Genomic DNA, 23212 nt, shown 5'->3' with positions numbered 1-23212 from the left:
TCGAAACATTAAAAATTTCAACGCAGTCCTTCAGATGTCAGGGGAGAAATTGACTATGGATGGCCGAATTAACAAATCGGTTTTTGATACTGGCGTACCATCCAAAAAACCAAAGCTGGAATTACCGCCAAATGATGTCGGGATCTGCTCTGATGTCATGACCAAACTCAATGTATCGTCACCTCAGATTAAGTCACCCGACTGGACAAGAACCGTATCCTCAACGGATTCCTTACTCTGCAAGACCCCTCATGCCTTCGATTTTCGTTTTGTCACCAATGATGATGACGTTCGTCGGCTTTTAGTGGCCCGGACCTGCGATGAACATCGGGATGTTACCCTTATTTCCCATCCCGATGACCTCTCACAGGCTAACCTGGTGAGCCGTTTGAGCATTTCCGACGAGGGTCGCCACACCCTTTATCCGGGCAAACTGTTTGAAGGTTCGCAGCCACTCACCCTGGTGATCGATATCCGAAAGCTCACCAGCGAGGATCTGCCCAAATTTAACGACCTGCTGGACCCGGATAACCCCTGTCTGTACGACAGAGTCAGCAAGGAGAAGCGCCCCCTGGGCGAGCATGTTGCTCTGCTGGTGCTGGCAGACCCTGAACAGTTGAGGTCGGTTGGCAGGCTTGACGACGCACCGGGGGCTGACTTCTGGCGGCGAATTAATCGACCGGACAATACCTGGCAGTTGGACGCAAAAACCGGCAATGACCCATCGTTGGAGATCGACGAGGTTCCACCGCTACTGGCTGAACTCCCCTCTGCCGAAAGCGTAATGGACGACAATACTCTTATAATTAACTGCCACTTGCACAGTCACTGGCGACAGTTGCTGCTGGGTGGCCCCGGTGTGGATAAACAGGGGCGAATCCGGCATATCCCCGGCAGGCTTGAGTCATTGAGGAGCGGACAGCGGGTGATTCTGAAAGGGGCCGACTGGGGAGACCTGGCCTTTGAACAGACCATTCGACAGATGCTGGCGCACCAGTGCTTTGAGAGTAATGGGGAGATCTGTCCATTACCCGACGATGTTCAGTTTTATCAGATGCCGGTTGGCGATGACGAGCTTTATTCACTGTTCCAAAACCTGTCACATTCTCATGAAAAAAACTGTGAAAAAGAACTTTATAAAAAGCACGCACCTCAAAACCCGATCATCATTAACCGGGATAATATCAGGGACTGGCTGAGCCCCATTGCCATTCACCCGGAAGGCATTGCAGTTCCTAATACCAGCCTGCTGGAACAGGTTCGGGCCGGTGGTGCAGTTACCGTCACCTCTCCCCTGACTGAGGCTCTCTGGTTTCGTTTGCTGGGTTCATTGCAGACGATTCGCGAGACAACCGGCGTAGAGCCGCTGCTTCAGGTAGCTCATTCAAAACATCAGCCGAAAGCTTTGGGATTGGCAGAAAATAATGAGCAGCCTCTGTCTTACCTGCAGGAAAAAATGAGGGCTCGCTCCGCCTTTAATACCTTTACCTATCAGCAAGCTGCTCAGGCCAGTCACTGGCTCAATAATCATCCGGAAGCCCCTCTGGTGATTCGGGTCAATGAACAGACCAGTTTCAGCCAGCTATTTGATAATATCCATATCAGCTCGGAACAAAAGGCCTATTTCGGACGCCGTCAGAGTAAATTGCAGGAGGCATTGACCGCTGGCAAGCCGGTGGTATTTCGGGGGCTGGAAACCAATCCAATTCTTCAGCAGCTTCTGGAGCCTCTGGTTGCTGGCCAACCTCTGTTGGTCAATGGGCAGTTACAGGCTTATCCACAAGCTCATGTCACAATGCTCTGGCCTGAGTCTGTAAAAAGCCCATCTTCAATATTTCGTTCGATGGTTGCCAAGGGTAAGCCCTGTCCTGAGGTGGATCTCTGGGAGATCAATGCCGTCAAACATAAAATCTCCCGGGCTGAGCTGCCAGAACAGGCGCTTAATAAACTTTACCAGGCGTTTGAAACCGTACCTGCTGACCTTTGTAACCCGCTACCAGAAATGACCGAAGGGTTGTTGCATAACCTGATACTGGCTGCCCGGCGGGCACAGCAGGTTGACCAGTCCTTACAGCTTTTACCCCGCAACTGGCGCAAGGCCATCGATAGCGTTATCACCCATGGCACCCGGCAGAACCCATCAGTACGGGATTTTATGAAAGTGGCCTGCTGGCACTTGTTACCGGATAAGACGCCAGATGAGGATCAAACGGCTTCGGTGGACCCGGATCGTTTAAACGCCATCATCAACAGTTCCCTGCGGTTGGATAGAAAGTTTGTCAGGCAGAACCTGTGGCAACTGGCCAGAGCCTTTGATCAGGCAGTATTTAAAGGCATCGAATTACAACTGGCCTATGAACATCCATTTCCAGCATGGGGCGAAGAAAACGTTCTCGACAGGCTCTGTGCCATGATCCTGGCCCATAGGCCTGAAAAACAACGAGATGCTTTAGCCTATCAGTTCGAAATTGATCCGAAGGCAGCAGAAGAACATCCACCGTTAGCCATCAGACCATCAAGACAGATTAAACGTTTACAGGATGCACTGGCTTCTGGCTGGCAGTTAATTTTGCCATCGGGGCAGACCCGATCTGATGCCCTTCATGCTTTGGCCAGCGATTGTTTTCATGGGGCCAGAACAGCGAATTCCAAGACAGAAGACATTGAACGTATAAAACGTCGACTGTCTGAATCACTGATATGGCAAGGCTCCGCCGATATGCCCTTGTCAGCACTGGCCCGGGATCTTTATCACGGCGAGATAAGTCAGAAGGATCGTGAAAGTCGTCGATTATCCCGACTCTATGACCGGCTTACCGACTCTCCTGTTATCTTCCTGCAGGGAGAAACCGGCACCGGGAAAAGTTACTTTTCCGCCAAAATGGCGAAAGCTTCAGGACAGGCTTCGGTGATTTCTCTTGGACCTTCCGACAGCGAACAGACCCTGATGAAACGCTGGCAGTGGCAACAACATGCCGATGGCGACCGCTCTATGGTGCAGCAAAACCGGGCGTTGATGGAATGGGCCAGTACCGAATCCGACAAAGACGCAAGCTGTATTGGAGGAGAGTACATTACTCTGGTTCTGGATGAAGCCAACCTGGCCCAGACCGGATTGCTGGCATCATTGAACGGTTTATGGGAACCGCAACCCTGCATCTATGTGAATGGTCATCCTGTCAAGGTCAGCCCAAAACACCGGGTGATTCTCACCGGTAACCCCGATCATTACGCCGGGCGCCAGATGGACCCGGCCCTGAAAGAGAAACTGCCGACAGCTTACTACCCTCGCCTGGACCAGGCATTCCTTCGGGACAGAGTGGTGGAACCAGCTCTCGTCAAGCATTTACAACGGCACCTGCTGGAGCATCAAATAAACGACATTGCACACAGAGCCAGCAACAGCTTGATGGCGCTCTGGCAATATTATCAGGAACTCTTGCCCGAGCATGAGTTTACCCCCAGGGATTTAACCGATATCTGCAGTTGGGTGGGTTGGTATCTGGATCGTGCCCTGCCCGCTCGCGGCAGTGTGACCTGTGAGCAAATAAACAGTTTGATCCAACACAGTTTTCGGGACGTACTGGGGTCGGAAATCACCGAAACTCATCAGGATGCCCTGTCGGCACTGGAAATCTGGTTTGCTGCCCGTTACCAAATGAACAATACCCTGAGCAACAAAGTTCATGACCACACCCTGCAAGATATGCAGCAAACCTTCAGTACAGTCAGCAGAGAAATCCGACCAGACTTTGATACCTCCGGATCGGCAGTCTGTGAGCTGGTGCAATGGCTTGGACAGGATTTAAGCCGCTGTCAGCAGGCTTATCACCTCAACAGAAAACACGGCGGTCGTCAGGCAACACTGATTGAAGGCCCGGCGGGACGGGGCAAGGATGCCACGCTCAACCTGGTGATTGAAAGTGTCAGACAGGAGGCTAAACGACAGGGAGAGTCCATGCCGGAAGTCTATTACCTGAATGCCTGCGATTGTTCCTGGGACAAAGTGTGTGAAAAGATCCAGAAGGCCAAAATTGAAGGCGGCATCGTGGTGATTTCGGAAATGAACCTGATCGACAGCCAGCATCTGGAAGGTGAGTTAAACGATATTCTGGCCGGTGACGCCCATCCGGGTTTTCACCTGTTTGCCACCATCAACCCGCCTGAGTACAGCGGGCGAAAACCCTTATCACCGGCACTGAAAGGGCGTTTTCGGCATTTGCCGATCCGGCAGTATAACCCGGCAGAATTGCAGGCCATTGCTGAGAAAGTGTTGCCACAGGAACCGCGGGGAAAAATCGCAGCTAAATGGTTGACTGAGAAACACTGTCGTTTAAGAGCTTACCTGCAACGGAGAAAACTCCCGTTGCAGCCAACCAGTCTTGATCTACAGAATGTCGCCAGAGCGGTTAACAGAGGGGGGGATTTTAGCGATAAAGCACTCCATCAATACCTCAATCAGCACTACCGGCTTTATCTGATGGCCGCCAACATCTCTCTGGAGGAACTGCCAAAATCATCGGCTCTTGCCATAGGCAAAGGATCGCTTGATCCTGAGCTGAGCGAATGGTTCTACCAAACGGTATCGGGCGTTGATCGTCCCTGGTTGATACGACAAAGTGACCTCAACAGCATTAATGAAAAGCGCCATGAAATTCGTATTAATACCCTTCTGGATAAAGAGGACGCAAAAACAGAACTTATCAAGAGGGTGGCCCAGACCAGATGGCAGGCATCCGGTCTTTCCCTGAAGCCGCGTGAGTCGGACGATATTTTCACACAGGCACTTTACAGACACTGGCAGCAATGCTGGTTCGCTTGTGTGTTTGACCTTACGAACGTGGACGCTAATAGCGTATTTCCCCTGACGAAAGAGCAGGCGCAAACGCTGAAAATGCCGACTTACCAGCGTCATTTTCAGGAGGCCGATAAGCAGATACAGGCATGGAATGCCCATGACGTTGAATGCTGGCCCGCATTTTGGCATCAGATCAGTGATCTGCCGAACCGTTGGGTAAACGATTTTATTAACAAAGCATCCGCTATTAGCGGTGACGACGCTCCTGAACCATACGACCCGGAAGTCGAGGAACAAAAAGCCCCGGCATTGGACCGAAGCACGAACTATGAGGATAAGGAGATAACAAAGGTTGAATATTGTAAAATTTTTGATTCGCTGCATCACCCTAAGATGTATCGCTGGGAGGCATGGGATATTCGTGTCACTGCCAGGGGTGAAATCAAAGAGATCAATCTTGATGGTAAGCACCTTCTGGGAGTCGAAACCCTCACACCTGGGCGGTTGCCAAGGAATGACAAGAAAGTGATATTAACCAGAAATCAGACGCTGGCGACTCTTGAAATATCACCAAATAACGGTCAATGTCCATTGCCCAGCCTGACGGCCAGTGACTCTATCGTGGCCCTGCATATAGAACCCTGTTTTCCCTTTAAACTGATCAGGGACCAGTATACCGGGCTTCATACACTGTTTATTCCTCTGGCCGCAGTCGGCCAGAGTTTTCAATGTACTTATGTCGTAGAACCCGCAAAGCCGAGCGGTAAAACGGGCGCTAAAAAAGCCCTTTTTGACGTCCAGTGTTCAGAAGGCATGAAGTCCGTACTGAAGGAGCTGTTTGATAACATCAACGAACAACCCGCCGAAATACAGGCACCGTTGCACACAATAATAAACGCTAAAGACGTCAGGCAACGAATTAGCGCAATCACGGAATACTGCAAACAGTTCTCCGGTGCAGCTAAACCGGAAGAGAGTGAAAATTTCTTTCGATTCCTGGTAACAAAGCGGCAAGGTAGCTGTCGTCATCGTGCGCCTGTTTTTGTTGCTTTTTGTCGCTATTTCGGGATTCCCAGTCGGCAAATGGCGAGCCTCAAGCACGTCTTTGCCGAGTATTCCGTGGATGGAGGCCAATCCTGGGAGTCAGTGGATTTGGGCGGGGCGCCCGTGGAGACAACAGTAATTATACCTCGCTACAGGAAGCTCAATGATTGGAGCATTAAATCAGAGAAGCTTAAGGATCTCCTGAAAAGTGCTGATTTAGCCCAACAGCAAGCTCTGGCCAGGGCCCTTGAGATGAACCTTGAGGAACTGAAAAAATCCCTTGAGACAAATCGTGCATTACCGCAAGCCAATCTGACTGTTTCCGAAATGGTAAGTAAACTTTTTAAGCAAAAAGATTTAGCCGGTTTTTCCATGGGCGTGTTAATGGTGGAGTCGTTGGATACAGAAGAATTAGGCGCTGACGAGAAAGCATTGGCCTGTTCCGGGTCTGAAAACTTATTTACCAGAAGTCAGATGTGGGAAGCAGTAAAAGCAATATTGTCCAACAATGATGGAGATCAGGTCACTGAATCACTCAAATCATTACACTCAAAAATGATTGTTCAGAGCGGAGTGAGCCCACACCAATGGCTGAGGTCAATGCTGAATATATTGAATACCAACTTAACCGGACCTTCGGTTATTCGCTTTGCCCGTGAAGCCATGGTATCGGGTTGGCTGGACCCACTGCCGAACGATAAGAATTATTCTCATCTGGATTCTGATCTTCATCGGCTATTGGTGCATCTGAAAGGCATCGATGAACTGAAAGTTGAAGCCGCCCATTGCCTGAAAAAGTGGTATCAGGCGTTCTTGTCCAGGGAAAAAAACAGCCAGTCATGGCAATTCTTTTATAAAAGCTTACAAGAGAAAAGAAGTGATACCGCTACCCTTTTCATCACTCACGGTCATGAAGGGTTTTCGTCATTCCTTGAAGGTAAAATTGCCAACTCCTCTTTAGAGACGCACTGGACGAATGAACCTGAGGGCATTCCGAATATAGAACGAATGCTGGTACACAACCCTGCATTTGCGCAGTTCATTTCCGGCAAGGCAAACCATCGTCCGGTGATTATCATAGGAAAACCTGAGTGGTACAACAACGTGATCCATTACAAGGTCGAAGCTCTTCTTAAACAAAAAGTTAATAAACGCCCAGACTTGCAGCCGCTAGAGAAGGAAACACCTATGGATAATTTAAACAAGTGCAGGCAAGCGATTCAGCAGGCCTTCAGTCATTATCTGTATGAATTAACGCACTCGAAAGGCGGTAGTTTAACGTATTGCTGGATCAATGCTTTCAAATGGGGGACCCTGGACAGAGGCAACCATGGCGCTCACGATCCCTCTTCACCGGGAGAGTTCTACACCATGATGTCAGAAATAGATGCCAATTCCCTCATACATGAATGTATTGAGGTTACCTACCTGAAGCAGGCATTCAACGCCACTAACGCTCTGATACTCCAATCCAATGAGCTGACAAAAATTGCCGAAGAGTTTTTAAACAGCATGAATTTAAATTCGCTCTGTGACGCATTTGATATCTGAATGATTCCCGGCTTCACTCCCGTCATTCCCGCAAAGGAGGCTGGACAACCCTACAGAGGGGTAACCGTTAAAATGGAACTTTAAACCCATCCCAAGGTCAAATGATTAAGTAATTTCAATACAGTCCCCAAAGGGACATCAGGAAAGGAGATTGACTATGGATGGTCGGATCAGGGAAATAAACAAATCGGTTCTTGATAGTGGCGAGTCTGACGCTATCGTACCAGCCAAAAAACCAAAGCTGGAATTACCAGCAAATGATGTCGAGATCTGCTCCGATGTCATTGTCAAACTCAATGTATCGTCACCCCGGATTAAGTCACCTGACCGTGCCAGAACTGTATCTTTAACGGATTCCTCAGTCCGCAAAAACTCTCATGCCTTCGATTTTCGTTTTGTCACCAATGATAATGAGGTTCGTCAGCTTTTAGTTGCCCAGACCTGCGATGAACGTCGGAATGTCACCCTTATTTCCCATCCCGATGAACTCTCACAGGCTAACCTGGTGAGCCGGCTGAGCATTTCCGAAGAGGGTCGCCACACCCTTCATCCGGGCAAACTGTTTGAAGGTTCACAGCCATTAACCCTGGTGATCGATATCCGAAATCTCACCAGCGAGGATCTGCCCAGATTTAACGACCTGCTGGACCCGGATAATCCCTGTCTATACGACAAAGTCAGCCAGGAGAAGCGGCCTCTGGGCAAGCATGTTGCTCTGTTGGTGCTGGCAGACCCTGAACAGTTGAGATCGGTTGGCAGCCCTGACGACGCATCGGCGGCCGGCGTACCGGGGGCTGACTTCTGGCGGCGAATTAATCGCCCGGACAATACCTGGCAGTTCGACGCAAAAACCGGCAATGACCCAGCGATGGAAATCGACGAAGTTCCTCCGCTACTGGCTGAACTCCCCTCAGCCGAAAGCGCAATGGACGACGACAATACCCTTCTTATTGACTGTCATTTGCACAGCAACTGGCGACAGTTGCTGCTGGGCGGCCCCGGCGTGAATAAACAGGGACGCATACAGCATATCCCCGGCAGGCTTGAGTCATTAAGAAGCGGACAACGGGTGATTCTGAAAGGGGCCGACTGGCAAGATCTGGCCTTTGAACAGACAATACGACAGCTGCTGGCGCAACAGTGCTTTGAGAGCAATGGCAAGATCTGTCAGTTACCGGACGCTGTTCAGTTTTATCAGATGCCGGTAGGGAATGACGAGCTTCATTCACTGTTTCAAAGCCTGTCCCACCCTCGTGAACAAGAAGGTGTCACAAAATCTGATAAAGAACAGGCACCTGGCAACCCGATCATCATTAACCAAAGTAATATTGCCCAATGGCTGAGCCCGATTGCCATCGCCCCGGAAGGCCATGCAGTACCCAATACCTCCCTGCTGGAACAGGTTCGGGCCGGTGCTGCCGTCACCGTGACGTCTCCCCTTACTGAGGCTCTCTGGTTTCGTTTGCTGGGTTCATTGCAGACGATTCGCGAGACCACCGGCCTGGAGCCCCGACTTCAGGTAGCTCATTCAAAACAACAGCCGAAAGCCTTGGGATTGGCAGAAAACGATGAAGACTCTCTGGCCAGTAAACGTCACCTGGAGGAAAAAATCAGGGCTCAAACTGACATTAATACCCTCATTTATCAGCAACCTGACGAGGCAAATTATTGGGTTTATCGTTACTGGAACACACGTCTGGTCATTCAGGTCAATGAACAGACCCGCTTCAGCCAGCTATTTGATAATATCCATATCGCCTCGGAACAAAAGGCGCATTTTGGACGATGTCAGAGTGACTTTCAGAAGGCATTGATTTCTGGCAGGCCGGTGGTATTCCGGGGGCTGGAAACTAATCCAACCCTTCAGCAACTTCTGGAACCTCTGTTTGCCGGGCAACCTCTGCTGGTGAATGGCCAATTACAAGCCTACCCGAAAGCCCGTATGAAAATACTCTGGCCTGAGTCTGCAAAAAGCCCATCTTCAGTATTTCATTCGATGATTGCCACCGGTGAGACCTGTGGTGAAGTCGGTCTCTGGGGTATCAGTACCGTCAGGCATAATATCTCCTGGGCTGATCGGCCAGAACAGGCGCTTCATAAACTTTACGAAGCGTTTAAAACTGTACCTGCCGGCCTTTGTAACCCGCTACCAGAAATGACGGAAGGGTTGATGAACAACCTGATACTGGCTGCCCGGCGGGCACAGCAGGTTGACCAGTCCTTACGACTCCTGCCCTGCCACTGGCGCAAAGCTGTCAATAGCGTCATCACCCATGGCACCCGGCAGAATCCATCAGTACGGGATTTTATGAAAGTGGCCTGTTGGCACTTGTTTCCGGATAAGACGCCGGATGAGAATCAAGTCGCCTCGGTAGACCCCGATCGGTTAAATGCCATTATTAATAGTGCCCTGCCGTTGGATAGAGCGTTTGTGGAACAAAACCTGTGGTCATTGGCCAGAGCCTTTGACCCGGCAGTATTTAAAGGTACCGAATTACAGCTGTCCTATAAAAGTCCGTTTCAAGGATGGGTTGAAGAAAAAGCTCTGGACAAGCTCTGTGCCATAATCATGGCCCATGCACCTGAAGAACATCGAGAGGCAATAGCCTATCAGTTGGAAATCGATCCGGCAGCAGCAACGCCCTGTTTGGCCATCCGCCCAACGGCACAGATTAAGCGTTTGCACGCGGCACTGGCTTCTGGCTGGCAGTTAACTCTGCCATTGGGGCAAACTCGATCCGATGCCATCCTCGCCCTTGCCAGCGATTGTTTTCGCATGGCCAGACCAGCGAATTCTGAGGCAGAAGGCATTGAACGCATAAAACATCGACTGTCTGAATCACTGGCATGGCAGGGCTCCGCTGATATGCCTTTGTCAGCACTGGCCCGGGATCTTTATCACGGCGAGATAAGTCAGAACGATCGTGAAAGTCGTCGCTTATCCCGACTCCATGACCGGTTTGCGGACTCTCCCGTTATCTTCCTCCAGGGAGAAACCGGCACTGGGAAAAGTTACTTTTCCGCCAAAATGGCGAAGGCTTCAGGACAGGCTGTGGTCATTTCTCTTGGACCATCTGACAGCGAACAAACCCTGATGAAACGCTGGCAGTGGCAACAACACCCCGATGGCGACCGCTCTATGTTTCAGCAAAACCGGGCGTTGATGGAATGGGCCAACACTCCATCCTACGAGGATGGACACTATGTCACTCTGGTTCTGGATGAGGCCAACCTGGCCAAAACCGGATTACTGGCATCATTAAACGGCTTGTGGGAACCAGAACCCTGCATTTACGTGAATGGTCATCCTGTCAAGGTCGGCCCAAAACACCGGGTGATTCTCACCGGTAACCCGGATCATTACGCCGGGCGCCGAATGGACCCGGCCCTGAAAGAGAAACTGCCCAGAGCTTACTACCCCCGCCTGGATCAGGCATTCCTTCGGGACAGGGTAGTGGAACCCGCTCTGGCCAATCATTTACAACGGCATCTGCTGGAGCAGCAAATAAACGACATTGCACACAGTGCCAGCAAAAGTGTGATGGCGCTCTGGCAATATTATCAGGAACTCTTGCCCGACCATGAGTTTACTCCCAGAGATTTAACCGATATCTGCAGTTGGGTGGGTTGGTATCTGGATCGTGCTCAGCCCGCACGCGGCAGTGTGACCTGTGCGCAAATAAACAGTTTGATCCAACATAGTTTTCAGGACCTACTGGGGCCGGAAATCACTGAAACTCATCAGGATGCCCTGTCGGCACTGGAAATCTGGTTTGCTGCCCGTTACCAACCGGAGAACACCCTGAGCGACAGAGTTCGTAACAAGACCCTGTCAGATATTCAGCAGACATTCGGAACAGTCAGCGAAAAAATCCGACCAGACTTTGATACCTCCGGATCGGCAGTCCGTGAACTGGCGCAAGGGCTTGGGCAGGATTTAAGCCGCTGCCAGCAGGCTAATCATCACGACAAAAAACACGGCGGCCGTCAGGCAACACTGATTGAAGGCCCGGCGGGAAGGGGCAAGGATGCGACGCTGAACCTGTTGATTGAAACTGTCAGAGAGGAGGCTAAACGACGGTGTGAGTCCATGCCGGAAGTCTATTACCTGAATGCCTGTGATTGTTCCTGGGACAAACTGTGCGAAAAGATACAGACGGCAAAAATTAAAGGCGGCATCGTGGTGATTTCAGAAATGAATCTGATCGACAGCCAACATCTGGAAGGAGAGTTAAACGATATTCTGGCCGGCGACGCCCATCCCGGCTTCCACCTGTTCGCCACCATCAATCCACCTGAGTACAGCGGGCGAAAACCCCTATCACCGGCGCTGAAAGGGCGTTTTCGACATTTGCCGATCCGGCAGTACAACCCGGCAGAATTACAGACCATTGCCGAAAAAGTGTTGCCAGAGTCCTCACAAGGGACATTCGTCGCTAAAAAGCTGACAGAAAAACATTGTCTTTTAAGGGCTCACCTGCAAGGCAAAAAGCTGCCGTTGCAGCCCACCAGCCTCGATTTACAGAATGTTGCCAGGGCTATCAACCGAGGTGGCGACTTTAGCGAACAAGCACTCCATCAATGCCTCAATCAGTACTACCGGCTTTACCTGATGGCCGCCAATGTCTCGCTGGAGGAACTGCCAGAATCATCGGTTCCTGTCATGGGTAAAGGAGCGCTTGAAACTGAGCTGAGTCAATGGTTCTACGAAACGGTATCGAGCATTGATCGTCCGTGGTTGATACGTCAAAGTGATCACAACAGCATTAATGAAAAATGCCATGAAATTCGTGTCAATACCCTTCTGGATAAAGAGGAAGCCAAAACAGAAGTTATCAAGAGGGTGGCCCAGGCCAGGTGGAAGGCATCCGGCCTTCCCCTGAACCCGGATCAGTCGGACGATGTTCTCACCCGGGCACTTTACCGACACTGGCAGCAAAGCTGGTTTGTTCATGAGTTTGACCAGACTGGCATTGACGCCAATAGCGTATTTCCCCTGACGGAAGAAGAGGAACAAACGCTGAAATTGCCCGCTTCCCAGCCTTATCTTCAGGAGGCTAGGAAGCGCATAAACAAATGGAAATCCGATGTCGTTCAATTGTGGCCAGCGTTTTGGAATCAGATAAGTGTTCAGCCGAACCGCAGGGTTGATTATGCTGAAGAATACCAGTCGGCAGTCCACTGGAAAGATGTTTTTACATTGAAGTGGAACACGAACTATGAGAACTGCGAGCCAAGACATCATGAAAACCATATAGTTTTTGCTACGAAGAAACTTTCTTCCACTATGTATCGCGTTTGGTTAGATGATATTAATGTGACTGCTGAGGGTGACATCGAACTGTTAGAGATCAGTGATCAACAGCTACAGAGGGTTGAAACCCTCATGCCTGCAAAGTTGCCGGAGTATGGCCAGGAAGTCACATTAGCCAGCAATCAAATACTAGCGACTTTTAAATGGCCATCGAAGAATGGCGAATTTGCATTGCCCAGCCTGACGCCTAACGACCATATCGTCGCCCTGCGTATCGAATCCGATTTGGCATTTACCCTTGTCAGGGGTGGCTATACCGGGCTTCACACACTCTATATTCCGGAGGCCAGAGCCAACCAGAGTATTGAGGTGGCTTATGTCGTAGAAACCAGAGAACCGGACAAAAAATCATCGGTTAAAGAAGCCCGAAGAGAACGATCAGTAAGGTTTGACACCCGCTGTTCAGAAGGGATGAAAAAAGTACTGGACGGAGTGTTTACGGCCATTGACGAACAACCATCCGAAATACGTGAGCCATTGCGGAAAATAGCAGACGCCCATGGCACGAAACAACGCATTGAGGCAATCACTGAGTATTGCAAACAGTTTTCCGGTAAATCTAAACCAAAGCGCACAGAAAATTTCTTTCAATTCCTGGTAACACAGCGGCAAGGTGACTGTAGTCATCGTGCGGCTGTTTTTGTAGCCCTTTGTCGATATTTCGGGATTCCATGTCGGAAAGTTAGAAACTATATTCACAGCTTTGCCGAGTATTCCCTGGATAAAGGCCGAACCTGGGAGTCGGTGTCTTTGGGCGGGTCAAAATCAAAGAAAACAGAAATCACCTACAATTTCCAGCCCATCATCCAGCTCGATGATCCCGGCACTGTTTCAAGGAAGATTAAAGGACACCTGAAAGCCCTCCTGAAAGGTGCTGATTCAACACAACAGCAAGCTCTGGCTAAGGCTTGTGTTATGAGCCCCGGGGAACTGAAAAAAAACCTTGATACGCACACTGCCTGGCCAGAAGCGAATCTGAGTTTCTCCAACATCATCAGGAACCTCTGGGAGAGAAATGATTTAACCGGTTTTTCCATGGGCGTCTCGTTGATAGAGTTGCTGGGGACAGACGCACTGAGCTATTTCGAGAAGCCATGGCGCGATAATGTGACTGACAACGAATGGCATATTTATCAATCGATGTCGGAGGCGGTCAAACAAATATTGTCCAACAGTGATGAAGATCAGGTCACTGAACCGCTCAGGTCGATCCACTCAAAAATGATTGATCGGGCCGGAGCAAACCCTCACCAGTGGCTGAGATCAATAGTGAAGATACTGGAAGACAGTGACTTAACCAAACCTTCGGTCATTAACTTCGCCCGTGAAGCCATGGAATCGGGTTGGCTGGACCCACTGCCGATCAATGAGTACATCTCTTCACTGCCCCGTGAGCTTCATCAGCTATTGGTGCGTCTGGAAGACGTCGATGAACTGAAGGTTAGAGCCGCCCATTGCCAGAAAAAGTGGTATCAGGAGTTCTTGTCCAGGGAAAAAAATAGTCAGGATTGGCAGTTGTATTATAAAACCTTACAAGGGGCAAGAAGTGGTAACTATGGCGTTTTCATCACTCAGGGCCATGATGGATGTTCGCCATTCCTTAAACGTAAAATGGCCGATTCATCTTTACAGGAAGCCTGGACGGAAGAGCCTGACGGCATTCCGAATATAGAACGAATGCTGTTGCACAACCCTGCATTTAAGCAGCTAATCTCGGGCCAGGCGAACCACCGTCCGGTCATTGTCATGGGGAAACCTCTCTGGAATGACACAGCAATGTATGAAAAGACCCGAGCCCTGCTTCAACATAAAATGGAGAATAGCCCGGGCTTGAAGCAGTTATCGAAAAAAATCAATCAATATGAGGCGCTCAAAAAAGAAAATAACCTCCGTTGTGAGCAATTTTTTAATGATTTGCAAAATCAGCTGAACACACTTTTTCTTTCCGGTGGCCCATCAACTCCAGACGCAATAATGAATATGGTTGAGCAAAAACAGAATGGTCTCTTTAGAGACTACAAATCCAATGCAGAGTCCCATGAAATATCAGAGGAGGAGAAAAAACTTGTTGATAATTTAAAACACCAGTGCGAGAAAAAAATTAAGCAGGCCTTCAGTTATTTTCTGTACGAATTGACTCACTCGAAAGGGAGTTGTTTATCGTATTGTTGGGCCAATTCCTGCCTCTGGGGAGATCTTCATCATAGAGGCAATTATGGCGCTCATGATCCCTCCTCACCAGAAGAACTGCATACTATGATGTCTCAAACGATAAACGATCCCTTGTTTGAGAAATCCATTAAGGATGACTACTTGCGGCAGACACTCAACGTCAGTAACGCTCTGGTGCTCAGATCTGATGAGCTGACAAAAATTGCCGAAGAGTTTTTGAACAGTGTGAATTTGAATTCGCTCTGTGACGCATTTGATATCTGAATGATTACCGGCTTCACTCCCGTCATTCCCGCGAAGGCGGGAATCCACACTGACTCTCCACCAGAACCTTACTGCCCGGCACTCGCCCTGGCCTTGTCATCCTCGAGAAGGCGGTGTCCCACTGTTGGCCCTGGATTCCCGCCTTCGCGGGAATGACGAGTTCCTTCGCGGGAATGACGAGCTCCTTCGCGGGAATGGAAACATTAACTGAGCACCTGATTCAGTGCAGCCGAACAGCAGGCTGGACAACCCTGCAGAGGGGTAACAGTTAAAATGGAACTTTAAACCCATCCCAAGGTCAAATAATTAAGTAATTTCAATACAGTCCTCCAAGGGACATCAGGAAAGGAGATTGACTATGGATGGTCGGATCAGGGAAATAAACAAATCGGTTCTTGATAGTGGCGCGTCTGACGATGTTGTACCAGCCAAAAAACCAAAGCTGGAATTACCGGCAAATGATGTCGAGATCTGCTCCGATGTCATTGCCAGACTCAATGTATCCTCACCCCGGATTAAGTCACCTGACCGGGCAAGAACCGTTTCCTTAACGGATTCCTCACCCCGCAAAACCCCTCATGCCTTCGATTTTCGTTTTGTCACCCGTGATAATGAGGTTCGTCAGATTTTAGTTGCCCAGACCTGCGATGAACGTCGGGATGTCACCCTTATTTCCCATCCCGATGAACTCTCACAGGCTAACCTGGTGAGCCGGCTGAGCATTTCCGAAGAGGGTCGCCACACCCTTTATCCGGGCAAACTGTTTGAAGGTTCACAGCCATTAACCCTGGTGATCGATATCCGAAATCTCACCAGCGAGGATCTGCCCAGATTTAACGACCTGCTGGACCCGGATAATCCCTGTCTATACGACAAAGTCAGCCAGGAGAAGCGGCCTCTGGGCAAGCATGTTGCTCTGTTGGTGCTGGCAGACCCTGAACAGTTGAGATCGGTTGGCAGCCCTGACGACGCATCGGCGGCCGGCGTACCGGGGGCTGACTTCTGGCGGCGAATTAATCGCCCGGACAATACCTGGCAGTTCGACGCAAAAACCGGCAATGACCCAGCGATGGAAATCGACGAAGTTCCTCCGCTACTGGCTGAACTCCCCTCAGCCGAAAGCGCAATGGACGACGACAATACCCTTCTTATTGACTGTCATTTGCACAGCAACTGGCGACAGTTGCTGCTGGGCGGCCCCGGCGTGAATAAACAGGGACGCATACAGCATATCCCCGGCAGGCTTGAGTCATTAAGAAGCGGACAACGGGTGATTCTGAAAGGGGCCGACTGGCAAGATCTGGCCTTTGAACAGACAATACGACAGATGTTGGCGCAACAGTGCTTTGAGAGCAATGGCAAGATCTGTCAGTTACCGGACGATGTTCAGTTTTATCAGATGCCGGTAGGGAATGACGAGCTTCATTCACTGTTTCAAAGCCTGTCCCACCCTCGTGAACAAGAGGGTGTCACAAAATCTGATAAAGAACAGGCACCTGGCAACCCGATCATCATTAACCAAAGTAATATTGCCCAATGGCTGAGCCCGATTGCCATCGCCCCGGAAGGCCATGCAGTACCTAATACCTCTCTGCTGGAACAGGTTCGGGCCGGTGCTGCCGTCACCGTGACGTCTCCCCTTACTGAGGCTCTCTGGTTTTGTTTGCTGGGTTCATTGCAGACGATTCGCGAGACCACCGGCCTGGAGCCCCGACTTCAGGTAGCTCATTCAAAACAGCAGCCGAAAGCCTTGGGATTGGCAGAAAACGATGAAGACTCTCTGGCCAGTAAACGTCACCTGGAGGAAAAAATCAGGGCTCAAACTGACATTAATACCCTCATTTATCAGCAACCTGACGAGGCAAATTATTGGGTTTATCGTTACTGGAACACACGTCTGGTCATTCAGGTCAATGAACAGACCCGCTTCAGCCAGCTATTTGATAATATCCATATCGCCTCGGAACAAAAGGCGCATTTTGGACGATGTCAGAGTGACTTTCAGAAGGCATTGATTTCTGGCAGGCCGGTGGTATTCCGGGGGCTGGAAACGAATCCAACCCTTCAGCAACTTCTGGAACCTCTGTTTGCCGGACAACCTCTGCTGGTGGATGGCCAATTACAGGCCTACCCCAAAGCCCGTATGAAAATACTCTGGCCTGAGTCTGCAAAAAGCCCATCTTCAGTATTTCATTCGATGATTGCCACCGGTGAGACCTGTGGTGAAGTCGGTCTCTGGGGTATCAGTACCGTCAGGCATAATATCTCCTGGGCTGATCGGCCAGAACAGGCGCTTCATAAACTTTACGAAGCGTTTAAAACTGTACCTGCCGGCCTTTGTAACCCGCTACCAGAAATGACGGAAGGGTTGATGAACAACCTGATACTGGCTGCCCGGCGGGCACAGCAGGTTGACCAGTCCCCACAGCTCCTGCCCTGCCACTGGCGCAAGGCTATCAATAGCGTCATCACCCATGGCACCCGGCAGCATCCGTCAGTACGGGATTTTATGAAAGTGGCTTGTTGGTACTTGTTACCTGACAAGGATCAAGCCGCCTCGGTAGACCCGGATCAGTTAGCTGCCATCATCAATAGCGCCCCGCGGTTGGATAGAACGTTTGTGAAGCAGAATCTGTGGTCACTGGCCCGAGCCTTTGATCCGGCAGTCTTTAAAGGTAGCGAATTACAACTGACCTATAAAAGTCCATTTCCAGAATGGGGTGAAAAAGAAGCTATTGACAGGCTCTGTGCCATGATCCTGGCTCACGCGCCTGAAAAACAACGAGATGCTATAGCGTATCAGTTGGCAGTTGATCCGGCGGCAGCAAAGCCCTGGCAATCCTTAGCCATCGAGCCAAGAAGACAGATTAAACGTCTGCAAGATGCACTGGCTTCTGGCTGGCAGTTACCTTTGCACTCAGAGCAGACCCGATCCGATGCCATCCACGGCCTGGCCAGCGATTGTTTTCACATAGCCAGAACAGCGAACTCTAAAGCAGAAGGCATTGAACGCATAGAACATCGCCTGTCTGAATCACTGAAATGGCAAGGTTCCGCTGATGAGCCCCTGTCTGCACTGGCCAGGGATCTTTATTATGGCGAGATGAGTCAGGAAGATCGTGAAAGCCGTCGTTTATCCAGGCTCCATGACCGGCTGACAGACTCTCCCGTTATATTCCTTGAGGGAGAAACCGGCACCGGGAAAAGTTACTTTTCCGCCAAATTGGCGAAGGCTTCGGGACAAGCTTCAGTGATTTCCCTTGGTCCTTCCGACAGCGAACAGACCCTGATGAAACGCTGGCAGTGGCGACAACACGCTGATGGCGACCGCTCTATGGTGCAGCAAAACCGGGCGTTGATGGAATGGGCCAAGACTCCGTCCAACGAGGATGGACACTATGTCACCCTGGTTCTGGATGAAGCCAACCTGGCTAAAACCGGATTGCTGGCATCATTGAACGGCTTATGGGAACCGGAGCCCTGTATTTACGTGAATGGTCATCCTGTCAAGGTCGGCCCAAAACACCGGGTGATTCTCACCGGCAACCCGGATCATTACGCCGGGCGCCACATGGACCCGGCTCTTAAGGAGAGACTGCCCAGAGCTTACTACCCAAAACTGGACCAGGCTTTTCTTCGCGACAGAGTGGTGGAGTCGGCTTTGCTCAAGCATTTACAACGGCATCAAATAAACGACATTGCACACATTGCCAGCAAAAGTGTGATGGCACTCTGGCAGTATTATCAGGAACTCTTGCCCGACCATGAGTTTACCCCCAGGGATTTAACCGATATCTGCAGCTGGGTGGGTTGGTATCTGGATCGTGCTCAGCCCGCACGCGGCAGTGTGACCTGTGCGCAAATAAACAGTTTGATCCAGCAAAGTTTTCGGGATGTACTGGGTCCCGAAATCGCCGAAACTCATCAGGATGCCCTGTCAGCACTGGAAATCTGGTTTGCTGCCCGTTACGACCTGAAGAACACTCTGAGCGAAAGCGTTCGCAACAAGACCCTGTCAGATATTCAGCAGACCTTCGGAACAGTCAGCAGAAAAATCCGACCAGACTTTGATACCTCCGGATCGGCAGTCCTTGAACTGGCGCAGCAGGTTGAGCAGGATTTAAACCGCTGTCAGCAGGCTTGTCATCACGACAGGAAACACGGCGGTCGTCAGGCGACATTGATTGAAGGCCCGGCGGGAAGGGGCAAGGATGCGACGCTGAACCTGTTGATTGAAACTGTCAGAGAAGAGGCTAAACGACGGTGTGAGTCCATGCCGGAAGTCTATTACCTGAATGCCTGTGATTGTTCCTGGGACAAACTGTGCGAAAAGATACAGACGGCAAAAATTAAAGGCGGCATCGTGGTGATTTCAGAAATGAATCTGATCGACAGCCAACATCTGGAAGGAGAGTTAAACGATATTCTGGCCGGTGACGCCCATCCCGGCTTCCACCTGTTCGCCACCATCAATCCACCTGAGTACAGCGGGCGAAAACCCCTATCACCGGCGCTGAAAGGGCGTTTTCGACATTTGCCGATCCGGCAGTACAACCCGGCAGAATTACAGACCATTGCCGAAAAAGTGTTGCCAGAGTCCTCACAAGGGACATTCGTCGCTAAAAAGCTGACAGAAAAACATTGTCTTTTAAGGGCTCACCTGCAAGGCAAAAAGCTGCCGTTGCAGCCCACCAGCCTCGATTTACAGAATGTTGCCAGGGCTATCAACCGAGGTGGCGACTTTAGCGAAAAAGCCGTTCATCAATGCCTTAATCAGCATTACCGGCTTTACCTGATGGCCGCCAATATCTCGCTGGAGGAACTGCCAGAATCATCGGCTCCTGTTATGGCTAAAGGAGCGCTTGATCCTGAGCTGAGCGAATGGTTCTACCAAACGGTATCGGGTATTGATCGTCCGTGGTTGATACGACAAAGTGACCGCAACAGCATTAATGAAAAACGCCATGAAATTCGTATTAACAGGCTTCTGGACAAAGAGGAAGCGAAAACGGAAATCATCAAGAGGGTGGCCCAGGCCAGGTGGAAGGCATCCGGCCTTCCCCTGAACCCCGATCAGTCGGACGATGTTCTCACCCAGGCACTTTACCGACACTGGCAGCAAGGCTGGTTTGTTCATGCCTTTGACCAGATTGGTATTGACGCCAATAGCGTACTTCCTCTGACGGAAGAAGAGGAACAAACGCTGAAATTACCCGCTTCCCAGCATTATCTTCAGAAGGCTGATCAGTGGTTAAGCAAATGGAAATCCGATGTCGTTCAATTGTGGCCTGCGTTTTGGAATCAGATGAGTGGTCAGCGGAACCACAGGGTTGACGATTCTGAAGAATACGATCCGGCAGTCTACTGGAAACACGTTTCACCGTTGAAATGGGACACGGACTATGAAAACTGCGAGCCAAGACATCATGAAGACCATATAGTTTTTGAAACGGAGAAAACTTCTTCCGATATGTATCGCTTTTGGTTAGATGATATTAATGTGACCGCCAAGGGCGACATCGAAAAGCTCGAGATCAGTGATCAACAGATGCAGAGGATTGAAACCCTCATGCCTGCAAGGTTGCCGGGACATAATCAGGAAGTGACATTAGCCAGCAATCAAACGCTGGCGACTTTTAAATGGTCATCGAAGAATGGCGAATTTGCATTGCCCAGCCTGACACCTGACGACTATATCGTCGCCCTGCGTATCGAAGGCGATATGGCATTTACTCTGGTCAGGGGTGGCTATACCGGACTTCACACACTGTACGTTCCGGAGGCCAGAGCCAACCAGAGAATTGAGGTGGCTTATGTCGTAGAAACCAGAGAACCGGACAAAAAATCATCGGTTAAAGAAGCCCTGAGAGATCCACCAACAAGGTTTGACACCCACTGTTCAGAAGGAATGAAAAAAGTACTGCACGGAGTGTTTACGGCCATTGACCAACAACCATCCGAAATACGTGAACCATTGCGGAAAATAGCGGACGCCCATGACACGAAACAACGCATTAAGGCAATCAAGGAGTATTGCAAACAGTTTTCCGGTAAGGCCAGACCAGAGGAAAATGAAAATTTCTTTCGATTCCTGGTAACACAGCGGCAAGGTCGCTGTAGTCATCGTACGGCTGTTTTTGTAGCTCTTTGTCGTTATTTCGGAATTCCATGTCGGTATGTTAGAAACTACACTCACGGCTTTGCCGAGTATTCCCTGAATAAAGGCCAAACTTGGGAATCGGTGTCTCTGGGCGGGGCAAAAGGGGTTACGACAAAAATCACCTATAATTTCCAGCCCACCAGGCAGGTCGATGATCCCGGCGCTGTTTCAAGAAAGATTAAAGGACATCTGAAAGCTCTCCTGAAAGGTGCTGATTCAGCACACCAGCAAGCTCTGGCTAAGGCTTGTGTTATGAGCCTCGGGGAACTGAAAAAAAACCTTGATAACCTCAGTGCCTGGCCAGAAGCAAATCTGAGTTTCTCCAACATCATCAGGAACCTCTGGGAGAGAAATGATTTAAACGGCTTTTCCATGGGCGTCTCCTTGATAGAGCTGCTGGGGACAGACGCACTGAGCTATTTCGAGAAGCCGTGGGACCTTAATGTGATTGACAACGATTGGTATATTTATCAATCGATGTCAGAGACGGCCAAACAGATATTGTCCAACAGCGATGAAGACCAGATCACTGAACCGCTCAGGTCGCTCCACTCAAAAATGATTGATCAGGCCGGAGCAAACCCACACCAGTGGCACAGATCCATAGTGAAAATACTGGAAGACAGTGACCTAACCAAACCTTCGGTTATTCACTTTGCCCGTGAAGCCATGGAATTGGGTTGGCTGGACCCACTGCCAATCGATAAGAAGAACTTTTCGCTGCCCCGTGAGCTTCATCAGCTATTGGTGCGTCTGGAAGACGTCGATGAACTGAAGGTCAAAGCCGCCCACTGCCGGAAAAAGTGGTATACGGAGTTCTTGTCCAGGGAAAAAAATAGCCAGGAATGGCAGTTGTTTTATAAAGGGTTACAAAAGGCAAGAAGTGGTACCACTAACTTTTTCATCACTCAGGGTTATGATGGATGTTCGTCATTCCTTAAACGTAATATTGCCGATTCATCTTTACAGGAAGCCTGGACGGACGAACCTGAGGGCATTCCGGATATAGAACGAATGCTGTTGCACAACCCTGCATTTAAGCAGCTAATCTCGGGCCAGGCGAACCACCGTCCGGTAATTGTCATTGGGAAACCTCTCTGGGACGACACAGCATTTGCTGAAAAGACCCAAGCCCTGCTCCAACATAAAATGGAGAATAGCCCGGGCTTGAAGCAGTTATCGAAAAAAATCAATCAATATGAAGCGCTCAAAAAAGAAGAAACCCACCATCGCAAGCAATTTCTGAATGATGTGCAAAATCAGATGAAGACGCTTTTTCTTTCCGGTCGCCTATTAACTCCAGAGGCAATTAACAATCTAATTGAGCAAAAAGAGGCTGAGCTTAATAGCGAATACAAATCCATTGCAGAGTCCCATAAAATATCAGAGGAGGAGGAAAAACTTGTGGATAATTTAAAACACAAGTGCGAGGAAGCAATTACGCAGGCCTTCAGTTATTTTCTGTACGAATTGACACACTCGAAAGGGGGTTGTTTATCGTATTGTTGGGCCAATTCAAACTTCTGGGATATCTATTTTAGTAGAGGCAATTATGGCGCTCATGATCCCTCCTCACCCGAAGAGCTGGATACCATGATGTCTGAAACGAATCACGCTCCCTTGTTTGAGAAATCCATTAAGGATGACTACTTGCGGCAGGCACTCAACGTCAGCAACGCTCTGGTGCTCAAATCCGATGAGCTGACAAAAATTGCCGAAGAGTTTTTGAACAGCCTGGACTTGAATTCGATGAGTGACGCATTGGATACATGATAACCGTTTGACCATGTTGACACCCTCCCCAACACCCTCGAAGGAGGGTGTGGCAAAGCTCTGGTTCCCGCCTTCACCCCCGTCATTCTCGCGAAGGCGCAAATCCACACTGACTCACCACCACTGTTGGCAATCG

The 23212-nt window shown here is 49.9% G+C and carries 3 protein-coding genes; all 3 read left to right on the top strand.

Features of this window, described 5'->3' with window-relative positions; translation table 11 throughout:
- Nucleotides 1-55: 55 nt before the first annotated feature.
- The 3 genes from ACOJUO_RS03735 (at nt 56) to ACOJUO_RS03725 (ending at nt 23076) form a co-directional block, all read left to right on the top strand.
- A complete protein-coding gene (locus ACOJUO_RS03735) occupies nt 56-7393 on the top strand; it encodes an AAA family ATPase (protein ID WP_422138964.1) in 7338 nt (2445 codons plus the stop codon).
- Between the two features lie 157 nt (nt 7394-7550).
- The gene (locus ACOJUO_RS03730; RefSeq protein ID WP_422138963.1) at nt 7551-15143 is read left to right on the top strand and encodes an AAA family ATPase; all 7593 of its coding nucleotides are present in this window, start codon (nt 7551-7553) and stop codon (nt 15141-15143) included.
- Between the two features lie 358 nt (nt 15144-15501).
- Entirely contained in the window at nt 15502-23076 is a 7575-nt protein-coding gene (locus ACOJUO_RS03725) for an AAA family ATPase (protein ID WP_422138962.1), read from the top strand.
- Nucleotides 23077-23212 lie beyond the last annotated feature (136 nt).

The sequence above is a fragment of the Endozoicomonas sp. ALC020 genome (genome assembly GCF_049275935.1).
Taxonomy (GTDB): Bacteria; Pseudomonadota; Gammaproteobacteria; order Pseudomonadales; family Endozoicomonadaceae; genus Endozoicomonas_A.
Note: the sequence above shows the minus strand (reverse complement) of the source record. Positions and strands in the feature narration are given on the sequence as shown.

Excerpts from the sequence above, each read along its gene's own strand:
- ACOJUO_RS03735 (WP_422138964.1), top strand. The coding sequence starts at position 56 with ATGGATGGCCGAATTAACAAATCGGTTTTTGATACTGGCGTACCATCC.
- ACOJUO_RS03730 (WP_422138963.1), top strand. The coding sequence starts at position 7,551 with ATGGATGGTCGGATCAGGGAAATAAACAAATCGGTTCTTGATAGTGGC.
- ACOJUO_RS03725 (WP_422138962.1), top strand. The coding sequence starts at position 15,502 with ATGGATGGTCGGATCAGGGAAATAAACAAATCGGTTCTTGATAGTGGC.